Raw genomic sequence first — 12991 nt, forward strand, 5'->3', positions numbered from 1 at the left:
CCGATATGGAATACCCAACGAGCCTTGTACTAGAGTGGTTAGCCAATTATTTTTGGCCATACACTCGCATCTCAGCGATGCTGATGGTGATGACGGTAACAGGGGCACGCTTCGTGTCGCCGCGTATTCGTCTGTATTTAGGCTTGGCGATCACTTTTGCGGTGATGCCTGCGATTCCGGCCGTTCCCAAAGAGATTGAACTTCTGTCCTTTCAAGGCTTCCTGACTGTCTTTGAACAGATCGTGATTGGCGTGGCCATGGGCTTTGTTACCCAGTTCATGATTCAAACCTTCGTCATGCTCGGCCAGATCTTGGGTATGCAATCGAGCTTGGGTTTTGCCTCAATGGTCGACCCGGCTAACGGGCAAAACACGCCGGTACTTGGTCAACTGTTCATGCTGCTTGCGACCATGTTCTTCTTGGCGACCGATGGTCACTTGAAAATGCTGCAGCTGGTGGTGTTTAGTTTTAAGACCTTGCCGATTGGCAGTGGATCGTTGACCTCTGTTGATTTTCGAGAGCTCGCATTGTGGCTCGGTATCATGTTCAAAACGGCATTGGCGATGTCCTTGTCGGGCATTATCGCGCTGCTAACGATTAACCTCTCTTTTGGTGTAATGACGCGTGCGGCACCTCAGTTAAACATCTTTTCTTTGGGTTTTGCATTTGCGCTACTCGTGGGTCTGTTGCTTTGTTGGTACATCCTTGGCGGCTTATATAGTCACTATGAGCTATTTTGGATGCAGGGCGAACAACAGATATGTCGTCTAATCCGGTTAGATTGCTAGGAGACTGAAATGGCAGAGTCAGACGGTCAAGAACGCACAGAAGACGCCACGCCCAAACGCTTGCAACAGGCCAAAGAGAAAGGGCAGGTTGCAAGGTCAAAAGAGCTAGCGTCAGCATCGGTATTAATTGTCGGTGCGATTGCTTTAATGTGGTTTGGCGAATCGATGGCGAAGGCTTTGTTCGAGACGATGCAACGCCTGTTCTCTTTGAGTCGCGACGAGATCTTTGACACTAACAAACTCCTAGAAATCGCTGGTGGTGCACTGGTGAACCTGCTGTTCCCGCTGTTTTTGATACTGATAACCTTGTTTGTTGCTGCCGTCATCGGCGCTGCGGGTGTCGGTGGGATTAACTTCTCAATGCAAGCAGCAATGCCTAAGGCGTCTAAGCTCAACCCACTCAGTGGCATCAAGCGTATGTTTGGCCTGCAAAGCTGGGTTGAACTGCTCAAGTCTATTCTTAAAGTGGCGCTCGTATCGGGGATGGCGATTTATCTGATTCAAGCCTCTCAGCATGATTTAATGCAGCTGAGTATGGATGTGTACCCACAGAACATCTTCCATGCCTTGGATATCTTGCTCAATTTCATCCTGTTGATCAGTTGCTCGCTGCTTATTGTGGTGGCGATTGATATCCCGTTCCAGATCTGGCAACACGCCGATCAATTGAAGATGACCAAACAAGAAGTCAAAGACGAATTCAAAGACACTGAAGGTAAGCCGGAAGTGAAAGGCCGAATTCGTATGCTTCAAAGGGAAGCGGCTCAGCGTCGCATGATGGCAGACGTTCCTCAAGCGGATGTGATTGTGACCAACCCGGAACACTTTTCAGTGGCGCTGCGCTATAAGCAGAATCAAGACAAAGCACCAATTGTGGTTGCTAAAGGTGTCGACCACATGGCGATGAAGATCCGAGAGATTGCGCGTGCAAACGACATCTATATAGTTCCAGCGCCGCCATTGGCGAGGGCGCTTTATCACACCACTGAGCTAGAACAACAAATTCCTGACGGTCTGTTTACGGCTGTTGCGCAAGTGCTTGCATATGTTTTCCAGCTTAAACAGTACCGAAAACGAGGTGGTGAGCGACCAAAACTGCAAGATTCTAATATGCCGATCCCACCTGATTTACGTCATTAGATCAATTGCTTGAGCTCTGCGTGATGAACCCTGATAATAGCGAGCTAGCTAATCTTCCTTTTATAGAGGTGATGGCGATAATTTGACGTGAGATGTTGGTACAGTGTTTGCTGTAGTAGCCTGAACATTATAAGCCCATAGCAAACAGCCCTGACTAAGACCTAATCCACTTGTTCAGAGAGCTACAACATAGCGAAACTGTCTAGATTTATGAAATTCTCCCTGCCTTTTGCGGACAAGCTACCTAAAATCCCTAACCGTGCCATGCCTGCGATTGGTGCACCTATTATGGTACTTGCAACGCTTGCTATGGTGGTGTTGCCCATTCCAGCTTTCTTGTTGGATATGTTCTTCACCTTCAACATTGCACTGTCTATGGTTGTGCTACTGGTCTCGGTATATACCCGCAGGCCTTTAGACTTCGCTGCATTCCCGACCGTCCTGCTGATTGCGACTCTACTTCGATTGGCCTTGAACGTTGCTTCGACACGTGTGGTATTGCTTCATGGTCATGAAGGTGGCGACGCGGCCGGTAATGTGATTGAAGCCTTCGGTAACGTGGTTATCGGTGGTAACTATGCGGTAGGTCTAGTGGTGTTCTTGATTCTTATGATCATCAACTTCATGGTTGTAACCAAAGGTGCGGGTCGTATCTCGGAAGTAAGCGCGCGTTTCACGTTAGACGCCTTACCGGGTAAACAGATGGCAATCGATGCCGACTTGAACGCAGGTTTGATCGACCAAGACCAGGCGCGTCTGAGACGTTTTGAAGTAACCAAAGAAGCTGACTTCTACGGTTCGATGGACGGTGCTTCTAAGTTTGTTAAAGGCGATGCGATCGCTGGTATCTTAATCTTATTCATCAACATCATTGGTGGCTTGAGCATTGGTATGGCTCAGTTTGACCTTGGTTTTGGCGAAGCAATCGAAATCTATACACTACTGACTATCGGTGATGGTCTGGTAGCACAAATTCCATCTCTATTACTGTCTATTGCAGCTGCGATGATGGTAACGCGCCAAAATACTGATGAAGATATGGGTGAGCAACTTGTCTTCCAGATGTTCGACAATCCAAAAGCCTTGATGATCACCGCCGCCATCCTTGGCATCATGGGTATTGTTCCGGGTATGCCACATTTCTCGTTCTTGAGCCTTGCCATCGTTGCAGGCGCTGGGGCGTATTACATCGATAAAAAGAACAAGAAGAAGGCGGAAGAGCCTAACCTTCCGGCGACAGTTGAAGCGAATGGAGAAACAGGCTCTCAGAAGGAGCTCTCTTGGGATGATGTTCAACCTGTCGATATTATTGGTTTAGAAGTGGGTTACCGTTTAATTCCTTTGGTTGATAGAGACCAAGGTGGTGAATTGCTTGAACGCGTTAAAGGTGTGCGTAAAAAGCTGTCTCAAGACTTTGGTTTCTTGATCCCAGCGGTACACATTCGCGATAACCTAGAACTGACACCAAACAGCTACCGTATTACCCTGATGGGTGTTGCTGTGGGTGAAGCTGAGATTAAGCCAGACATGGAGCTCGCGATTAACCCGGGCCAAGTCTATGGCATGATCGATGGCGAGCCGACGATTGACCCTGCCTTTGGCCTTGAAGCGGTTTGGATTCGTGAAGAGCAGCGTGAACACGCACAAGCTCTAGGTTATACCGTTGTAGATTCTTCTACAGTACTGGCGACACACCTTAGCCAGCTGCTAACCAACAACGCATCGCAGCTCATTGGCCACGAAGAAGTTCAGAACTTACTTGAGATGCTCAGCCGCTCAACACCTAAGCTGGTGGAAGGTTTTGTACCGGATCAATTGCAGTTGGGTGTGGTTGTGAAAGTGCTACAGAACCTGCTGAATGAAGCGATTCCAATTCGTGACATTCGAACCATAGTCCAAACTTTGTCGGAGTATTCAGGTAAGAGTCAAGAACCTGACATACTTACTGCGGCGGTTCGCATCTCATTGAAACGATTAATTGTTCAGGAAATCAATGGTATAGAGCCCGAGTTACCAGTGATAACCTTGATTCCTGAGCTGGAACAAATCTTGCATCAAACCATGCAGGCATCCGGCGGAGAATCTGCTGGTATTGAACCTGGTTTAGCCGAACGTTTACAGACCTCTCTCAGCCACGCTACACAAGAGCAAGAGCTGAAAGGTGAGCCCGCGGTACTATTGACCTCTGGCGTGTTGCGTTCGACTCTGGCTAAGTTCGTGAAGAACACGATTCCAAGCTTGCGAGTCTTGTCTTACCAAGAAATACCGGACGAAAAGCAGATACGTATAGTACAAGCTGTTGGTAATTAAGCCGCCTAATTAGAACGGACAATCGAATTGAAAATTAAACGATTTTTTGCAAAAGATATGCGAACGGCTCTGCTCCAAGTTAAAGAAGAACTTGGTTCGGACGCAGTGATCATGTCTAACAAAAAGGTCGCAGGTGGCGTGGAAATTGTTGCCGCTATTGATGGCGAATCCAGCCCGTCGACAGCGAGCCAGAGATTAAATAAACCTCAGCAGCCTGCACAAAGCCAATATACGCAAATGGCCGCGCCCGCAGCTCCTGCTGGGCGACGTCAACTAGACGATGACAAGGTTAGCCTACAGTCGAATGTTGAAGGTGGACGCTCAATGACTAAGCGCTTTGCGAATATGCTTAAGCAATACAGTCATGGCGCCGATGATGAGCCACAGCATCGTGCAGAAAATGAAGATTCATTGTCAGCATTTCTCAATCGCCAATCAAGCACGGGCCATAAGCCTCATAGTCATCAGACTCAAAGCAATTTGCAGTCTCATGGCCATCAGCAATCTCACGGTAACCAACAGTCTCACGGAAATCTTGATTCTGCATTTGCTCGTGAAACGGGTTTGTCTAAGTTGATTGCTGAAGACCGCAGAGTAGAGCGCCCGACACCTCGCTTGGATCCTACCCGTTATGATCGTGGTCGAGGGAACACTCAGTCCAAAGGTTCTGATACTGAAATGGAAACGATGCGCGAAGAGATGACCTCAATTCGTCGTCTGTTAGAGCATCAAGTTTCTGGGTTGATGTGGCAAGAAGTTGAGCGCCGTGAACCACTGAGAGCCATGCTTATTAAGCGCCTTGAACGTATGGGTGTATCTGCAGAGCTTGCCGATCAAATGGCTTGCTACATTCCTGAAGATACTAAACCTGCACGTGCATGGAAGGCTCTGTTAGCTCTGGTTGCTGACCAAATCTCCGTTACACAAAAAGATATTTTAAAACGCGGCGGTATTGTGGCTCTACTTGGCCCAACCGGCGTGGGTAAAACAACGACTGTTGCAAAGCTAGCTGCACGTGCTGCCATGGAATATGGCGCTGATAACGTCGCACTAGTGACAACTGACACATATCGTATAGGTGCACATGAGCAGTTATCGATCTACGGCCGAATTATGGGTTGTCCTGTAAGAGTTGCTAAAGATTCTAGCGAACTGGCCGATGTAATATATCAGTTACGTAATCGTCGCCTGATTCTGGTCGATACTGCAGGCATGGGACAACGAGATGTTCGCCTATCTGAGCAGTTAGACACATTGATGCAAGAGAGTGGTTCCGTTATCAATAGCTACCTTGTGTTGCCTGCAACCGCGCAACGCAAAGTGCTGCAAGAAACAATTGAACACTTTAGAAGAATCCCGTTGTCGGGATGCATCATGACTAAGCTGGATGAATCCCTAAGTCTAGGTGAATTCATCAGTGTCGTAATACAAAATGCATTACCAGTTGCTTACATAGCAAATGGTCAACGAGTTCCTGAAGATATCGTTATAGCTCAGCCAAAGTACATGATTGCTAAGGCTAATGAGCTATTAGAAAAATCTACAGAGAATGAACCTCATTACTGGAATAGCGATTCTGAAGGGCTCTAGGCGGCGGATAAATATGAATGAAAATATGATACATGACCAAGCTAGCGGCCTCCGTCGCTTAACCAAGCCTTCACTCACCAAAGTTATCGCTGTAACCGGTGGTAAGGGAGGCGTTGGTAAATCTAATGTGACGTTAGGTATGGCTATTTGCATGGCGCGCCAAGGCAAAAAAGTCATGGTGCTAGATGCCGATTTAGGACTAGCGAACGTCGATATCATGCTAGGTATTCGTTCTAAACGAAACCTTGGGCATGTGTTGGCTGGCGAATGTGAACTTAAGGATGCGATTGTCGAAGGGCCGCACGGAATTAAAATTATTCCAGCGACATCGGGCACTCAAAGCATGACTGAACTTTCACACGCACAGCATGCTGGTTTGATTCGCGCATTCGGTTCGCTTGAAGACGAGATGGATATCTTGTTGGTTGATACCGCAGCCGGTATTTCGGACATGGTGATCAGCTTCTCAAGAGCGGCGCAAGACGTGGTTGTCGTGGTATGTGATGAACCTACCTCGATCACGGATGCATATGCTTTGATTAAGCTTTTAAGCAGAGAACACCAAGTTCAGCGATTCAAAGTTGTTGCAAATATGGTCAGAAGCTACCGCGAAGGCCGAGAATTATTTGCAAAGTTGACTTTGGTCACAGAGCGCTTCTTGAATGTGAGCCTCGAACTCGTAGCATGTATTCCTTTAGATGATAAAGTACGTCAATCAGTCAAGAGACAGAAAATCGTAGTCGATGCGTTTCCTCGCTCTCCAGCTGCATTGGCAATCAGCTCTTTGGCTAACAAAGCCTTGACCTGGCCAATACCAAAAACACCGAGCGGACACTTGGAGTTCTTTGTTGAAAGGCTGCTGAATCGTACTGAATTTATAGAGGAACCATTTGGTGAATAAAGCGCTTACTTACGACCAACACGCTAATCACAATAGCCAACAGGCTTTTTTTGAGAAGTACTCTGTGTTGGTTAAACGTATCGCTCATCACTTGTTGGGGCGATTACCGCCTAATGTATTGGTTGATGACTTAATTCAAGCTGGCATGATCGGCTTGATTGAAGCGCAACAAAACTATGATGGTACCAAAGGCGCAAGCTTTGAGACGTATGCTGGTATTCGGATTCGCGGGGCAATGTTGGATGACATTCGCCGTGGGGACTGGGTGCCGAGATCGGTTCATAAGAACAATCGAGAAATCAGCAGTGCAATTGCGGAATTAGAGGGTATCCTCAACCGCGACCCGAGTGATGCCGAAGTGGCAAAACACATGGGGCTCAGTTTAGAGCAGTATCACAGTGCTTTAACTGACATTAATTGCTCAAGACTGGTTGGAATTGAAGATTTAGGCGTCTCAGATGATGTAATATCTCCGAATGAAGACTCTCAAGATAATACGCCTTTTCAAGGGGTTGCTGATGAGTCATTCCGCCAAGCTTTGATCGATTCGATAAAACAACTTCCGGAAAGGGAAGGCCTTGTGCTTTCGCTTTATTACGACGAAGAACTCAATTTAAAAGAGATTGGGGAAGTGTTAGGTGTCAGCGAATCTCGTGTCAGCCAAATACTGAGCCAATCTATGCAGCGTTTACGCACTAAGTTAAGTGCTTGGACACAGAACGACTAACAACACTGATCCTATTCAGTGGAGGCTAATTTGAACAAAAACATGAAAATTCTCATTGTTGATGATTTTTCAACGATGCGCCGAATTGTTAAAAACCTACTTCGCGATTTAGGTTTCAACAACACTCAAGAAGCAGATGATGGCTTGACCGCGTTACCTATGCTGAAAAAAGGCGAATTTGATTTCGTGGTAACTGACTGGAACATGCCAGGCATGCAAGGGATTGACCTGCTTAAACACATTCGCGCAGACGCAGAACTTAAGCACCTTCCAGTGCTTATGATCACAGCTGAAGCGAAGCGTGAGCAGATCATCGAAGCTGCGCAAGCGGGTGTTAATGGTTACATTGTGAAGCCTTTCACTGCTGCAACGCTGAAAGAGAAACTTGATAAGATTTTTGATCGCTTATAAGCATCAATAAATTTAGGCACTTCTAGGTAAACACTGACTGATAAGTTATCTGTTTATCTCGATAGCCTAAGCGCACAAAGTATGCGGAGTAAGGCCGAATTCAGGATGATTTCATTAGAACAAGCAAAAAAATTAGTAGAGCTGCTTGAGAACGATGAGCAGCAAAATGCTGATTCTCTTGTGAGAAGCATTTATGAAGATAACTTTAGTCTTCAAGACAATCCAATGCTTCAAGAAATAGGAAGTCTGACACGCGACCTCCACGACTCTTTGACTCAATTCAATTTCGATGAACGCATCAGCGTTATCGCAAATGACGAAATCCCTGATGCAAGGGATCGCCTTCAGTATGTCATTGATAAAACGGAAGTTGCGGCAAATAAGACGATGGACGCTGTCGATCGCTGTATGCCAATCGCAGACAACCTACACGAGTGTTTACTTCAAGTAAGGCCTCAATGGAATGAACTGATGCATGGCCGCATTGAGCTGGCACAATTTAAAGCTTTATGTCACCGCATTGATGGATTGCTTGTCCAAGTAGAAGGCGACAGTACTGAACTACGCGGACAATTGACTGAAATCTTGATGGCTCAGGATTTCCAAGATTTAACTGGGCAGATAATTAGCAAAGTTATTACCTTGGTGAATGAGGTGGAAGGACGTTTGGTCGAGATTCTCACGGTATTCGGTGCGAATCAAAAAGAGCCAACTCCAGAGTCAGAGAAGAAAGCATCGATTGCGCCTGAAGGTCCAATTATGAACCCAGAAGAGCGCGAAGACGCTGTCGCATCTCAAGATGAAGTCGACGATTTGTTATCCAGTCTTGGATTTTAAAGGTAACGTATGAGCTACGATTTAGACGAAGATATTCTTCAGGACTTTTTAGTCGAAGCAGGAGAGATCCTTGAACTCCTATCAGAACAACTGGTAGAGCTTGAGAATAACCCTGACGACAAAGACCTATTAAATGCTATTTTCCGTGGTTTCCATACAGTAAAAGGTGGTGCTGGTTTCCTAGCATTAACTGAGCTGGTGGATACTTGTCATGGTGCTGAGAATGTGTTCGACATTCTGCGAAACGGCCAACGCAGCGTAACATCAGGTTTGATGGATACCATGCTGCAGGCGCTAGATACAGTCAATGTACAGTTTCGCGCCGTGCAAGATCAGGAACCTTTAGTGCCAGCCGACCAATCTTTATTGGATGAACTTCACCGTCTCTGTAAACCAGAGTCTGCGGATGAAGTGGCACCAGTAGAAGCGCCTGCACCTATTATCCCTGAACCTGTTGTTGCAGCGCCTGAGCCTGTTATTGCTCCGGAACCTACTGCTGAAAGCTCAAACATCAATGCATCTTCAGTCGATGATATCTCTGAAGATGAGTTTGAACGCTTGCTTGATGAGCTTCACGGTAAAGGTGGTTCACCAACAGCGCCTTCTGCACCAACACCGCCGCCAGCACCCGCTGCACCTCAGTCTGTTGCTGACAGTGGTGATATTACTGATGACGAATTTGAAAAGTTATTAGATGAATTGCACGGTGCGGGTAAGAGCCCGACAGCGGCAAGTTCAACGCCTCCTCCACCGCCAACGCCGCCAGCAGCACCTGTTTCGGCGATGTCTGAAGGCGATGATCTGATGACTGACGAAGAGTTCGAGAAGTTACTTGACCAACTACATGGCTCAGGTAATGGACCTTCGATTGAAGAATTGGATGCCGCGACTAAGCCAGCAGAAGTTAAGGCAGTAGCACCTCAAGCTGCGCCTAAACCTGCTGCGCCAGTTGCCGTTAAAGCTGAGCCAAAACCGAGCGCTCCAGCAAAAGCTGAAGTTAAAGTGCCGGCTAAGAAGCAACAAGCTGAAGCGACAGTTCGTGTTGATACATCAACACTGGACACCATCATGAACATGGTGGGTGAACTGGTATTGGTGCGTAACCGACTAGTCAGCCTAGGCCTCAACAGCAACGACGAAGAAATGTCGAAAGCTGTCTCTAACTTAGATGTTGTTACTGCAGACCTTCAAGGTGCGGTAATGAAGACTCGTATGCAGCCGATCAAGAAAGTATTTGGTCGCTTCCCACGAGTTGTCCGTGACCTTGCTCGTAGCTTGAAGAAAGACATCGTTCTTGAAATGCGTGGCGAAGAAACGGACCTTGATAAAAACTTAGTAGAAGCACTTGCTGATCCCCTGATTCACTTGGTGAGAAACTCTGTCGATCATGGTATTGAAATGCCAAACGACCGTGTTGCTGCGGGTAAATCACAAACGGGTAAAGTGATTCTGTCTGCCTCTCAAGAAGGTGACCACATTGAACTGGCTATCGTTGATGACGGTGGCGGTATGGACCCTGATAAGCTTCGTGCTATCGCGGTTAAACGTGGCCTGATGGATGAAGATGCAGCGTCTCGCTTATCAAATAAAGAGTGTTTTAACCTGATTTTTGCTCCTGGCTTCTCAAGCAAAGAGCAGATCTCGGATATCTCTGGTCGTGGTGTGGGTATGGACGTTGTGAAAACAGCGATCAACACACTGAACGGCTCTATTGATATTGATTCAGAAATGGGACAGGGCACCAAGATCACCATCAAGGTTCCACTAACCCTAGCGATTCTACCAACCTTGATGGTCGGTGTTGCCGGTCATCCATTTGCATTGCCATTGGCTTCTGTAAACGAGATCTTCCACCTAGATTTAAGCCGCACAAACGTGGTTGATGGCCAGCTGACGATTATCGTTCGCGATAAGTCTATTCCGTTGTTCTACTTGCAAAACTGGCTTGCTCCTAAAGCGGGTATTGTTGAGCTGCGTAAAGGGCACGGCCATGTTGTTATCGTACAACTTGGTAGCCAACGTGTTGGTTTTGTTGTCGATACGCTTATTGGCCAAGAAGAAGTAGTCATCAAGCCGCTTGATAAGCTTCTGCAAGGCACGCCAGGAATGGCAGGCGCGACAATTACAAGTGACGGACACATTGCATTGATTCTAGATGTGCCGGACTTGTTGAAGCAGTACGCAGCAGCGTCAAGAATTTAATTTAAGGATAAATATGGCGATTAAAGTATTAGTCGTTGATGATTCGAGTTTTTTTCGTCGTCGCGTTAGCGAGATCATCAACTCAGAGGCTCGCCTAGAAGTCATTGATGTTGCAGTAAACGGTAAAGAAGCCGTTGAGAAAGCGAAACAGCTAAGACCTGACGTAATCACGATGGATATTGAAATGCCTGTCATGGACGGTATCACTGCCGTTCGTGAAATCATGGCCGCGTCTCCAACGCCTATTTTGATGTTTTCATCGTTAACGCATGATGGAGCGAGAGCAACGTTAGATGCGTTAGATGCAGGTGCTCTCGACTTCCTTCCTAAGAAGTTTGAAGACATTGCACGTAACCGCGACGATGCAGTTGCATTGCTTCAACAGCGTGTGATTCAGATTGCAGCAAAGCGTGCGTTTATGCGCCGTGCTCCTATTGCGCCGAGAGCGACTGCGACGACTGCAACATCTACGCCATTGCGCCAACCGATTTCAACAGCAGCTTCGACTTCGACAGCGAAGCCTGCGGTTGCATCAATGGCGAAATTCAGAGCGTCAGGTAAGAAGTATCAATTAACAGCAATTGGTACGTCGACTGGCGGCCCTGTTGCTCTACAGAAGATTTTGACTCGCATCCCTGCTAACTATCCACACCCAATTGTGTTAGTTCAGCATATGCCAGCAACATTCACAGCGGCTTTTGCTAGTCGCTTGAACACCTTGTGTAAGATTGAAGTTCGCGAAGCGCAAGACGGTGATGTGTTAAAACCTGGCGTGGCGTATCTTGCTCCAGGTGGTAAACAGATGATGGTTGATGGCCGCGCAGGGTCTGCACGTCTAAGAATTATCGATGGCGGCGACCGCATGAACTACAAGCCTTGTGTGGATGTCACATTCGGCTCTGCAGCGAAGATCTACGGCGACAAAGTGTTGTCTATGATCCTGACTGGTATGGGCGCAGATGGTCGAGAAGGTTCGCGTATGTTGAAAACTGCGGGCTCGACAATTTGGGCACAAGACGAAGATAGCTGTGTTGTATATGGTATGCCTCAAGCTGTAGCAAAAGCTGGCATTTCTACTGAAGACCTCCCTCTAGACCGTATCGCGGAAAGGATCTTGGTCGAAGTTGGGTTAGCTTAGGTAAATCGAAATGATTGTTTGGAGTGTTGCAAACCAAAAAGGTGGTGTTGGTAAAACGACCACGACCGTGACTCTAGCAGGTTTACTTGCGTTGAAGGGGCACCGTGTTCTGTTGGTTGATACTGACCCACATGCATCACTGACCACCTATCTGGGTTACGATTCAGATACGGTGGAATCGAGCCTGTTTGATCTGTTCCAGTTGCGTGAGTTTAACGTGCAGACGGTAAGACCTTTGCTTTTACAAACAGAAGTCGAAGGTATCGATATTATCCCTGCGCACATGTCTTTGGCGACATTAGACCGTGTAATGGGAAATCGAAGCGGCATGGGGTTGATCTTGAAGCGTGCTTTAGCCGCTTTGAAAGACGACTATGACTATGTATTGATCGATTGCCCGCCAATTCTGGGTGTGATGATGGTCAATGCATTGGCTGCTAGCGATCGTATATTGATTCCGGTACAGACTGAGTTTTTGGCGATGAAGGGCTTAGAGCGCATGATTCGCACTTTGACCATCATGCAGAAGTCTCGCAAAACACCGTTTAAGGTTACGATTGTCCCAACGATGTACGACAAGCGAACCAAAGCCTCACTGCAAACATTAACGCAGCTCAAAGATGATTACCCAAACCAAGTTTGGACGTCTGCTGTGCCGATTGATACCAAGTTTCGAGATGCGAGCCTAAAGCGCTTGCCAGCCTCTCATTTTGCATCGGGTAGCCGTGGTGTATTTGCTTATAAACAGTTGCTTATTTATCTCGAAAGGTTGGCGATAAATGAGCGCGAATAAAGAATCAACATTGGCGCAGCCAAGTCTCTCCAGTGAACAAGCACTGGATGATTATTTTACTGCGCTGTTAGGTGATGAAAGCTTTGAATCTGACGATTTTTTTGTTGACGAGTCGAGCGACGAATCACAATCTGAAGAGCCAGAGCCAGAGCCA

At 47.1% G+C, this 12991-nt stretch carries 11 protein-coding genes and 1 pseudogene; all 12 read left to right on the plus strand.

Translation table 11 applies throughout. The features are described from left to right. Positions 1-5 precede the first annotated feature (5 nt). Positions 6-788, plus strand: a complete 783-nt coding sequence (gene fliR, locus AB4375_RS03565; RefSeq protein WP_017060672.1) for a flagellar biosynthetic protein FliR — start codon at positions 6-8, stop codon at positions 786-788. Between the two features lie 9 nt (positions 789-797). Further along, entirely contained in the window at positions 798-1928 is a 1131-nt protein-coding gene (gene flhB / locus AB4375_RS03570) for a flagellar biosynthesis protein FlhB (RefSeq protein WP_372051033.1), read from the plus strand. Positions 1929-2138: 210 nt separating this feature from the next. Continuing rightward, a complete protein-coding gene (flhA, locus tag AB4375_RS03575; RefSeq protein WP_372051034.1) occupies positions 2139-4238 on the plus strand; it encodes a flagellar biosynthesis protein FlhA in 2100 nt (699 codons plus the stop codon). A 27-nt stretch (positions 4239-4265) separates the two neighbouring features. Further along, entirely contained in the window at positions 4266-5828 is a 1563-nt protein-coding gene (gene flhF / locus AB4375_RS03580; protein WP_372051035.1) for a flagellar biosynthesis protein FlhF, read from the plus strand. 13 nt (positions 5829-5841) lie between these two features. After that, a complete protein-coding gene (locus tag AB4375_RS03585; protein WP_017060668.1) occupies positions 5842-6729 on the plus strand; it encodes a MinD/ParA family protein in 888 nt (295 codons plus the stop codon). Beyond that, positions 6722-7456 carry an RNA polymerase sigma factor FliA gene (locus AB4375_RS03590; protein WP_017060667.1) on the plus strand — a complete coding sequence of 245 codons (735 nt, stop codon included), beginning with the start codon at positions 6722-6724 and terminating at the stop codon, positions 7454-7456. Before AB4375_RS03585 ends, AB4375_RS03590 begins: the two co-directional genes overlap by 8 nt. 42 nt (positions 7457-7498) lie before the next feature. After that, complete coding sequence (gene cheY / locus AB4375_RS03595; protein WP_016767062.1) at positions 7499-7867, plus strand: chemotaxis response regulator CheY; 369 nt, start codon at positions 7499-7501, stop codon at positions 7865-7867. Between the two features lie 105 nt (positions 7868-7972). Beyond that, the gene (locus AB4375_RS03600; protein ID WP_017064113.1) at positions 7973-8704 is read left to right on the plus strand and encodes a protein phosphatase CheZ; all 732 of its coding nucleotides are present in this window, start codon (positions 7973-7975) and stop codon (positions 8702-8704) included. A gap of 9 nt (positions 8705-8713) precedes the next feature. Then, on the plus strand, positions 8714-10906 hold the full coding sequence (locus AB4375_RS03605) for a chemotaxis protein CheA (RefSeq protein WP_017064112.1): 2193 nt from the start codon (positions 8714-8716) through the stop codon (positions 10904-10906). A 13-nt stretch (positions 10907-10919) separates the two neighbouring features. After that, complete coding sequence (locus AB4375_RS03610; protein WP_372051036.1) at positions 10920-12044, plus strand: chemotaxis response regulator protein-glutamate methylesterase; 1125 nt, start codon at positions 10920-10922, stop codon at positions 12042-12044. A 10-nt stretch (positions 12045-12054) separates the two neighbouring features. Further along, positions 12055-12837 carry a ParA family protein gene (locus AB4375_RS03615; protein WP_017071206.1) on the plus strand — a complete coding sequence of 261 codons (783 nt, stop codon included), beginning with the start codon at positions 12055-12057 and terminating at the stop codon, positions 12835-12837. Beyond that, a pseudogene (locus tag AB4375_RS03620) lies at positions 12824-12991 on the plus strand (chemotaxis protein CheW); the annotation flags it as partial. The gene AB4375_RS03615 and the pseudogene AB4375_RS03620, both read left to right, overlap by 14 nt.

This window comes from Vibrio sp. 10N.261.51.C6 (genome assembly GCF_041471785.1).
Lineage (GTDB): Bacteria > Pseudomonadota > Gammaproteobacteria > Enterobacterales > Vibrionaceae > Vibrio > Vibrio crassostreae_C.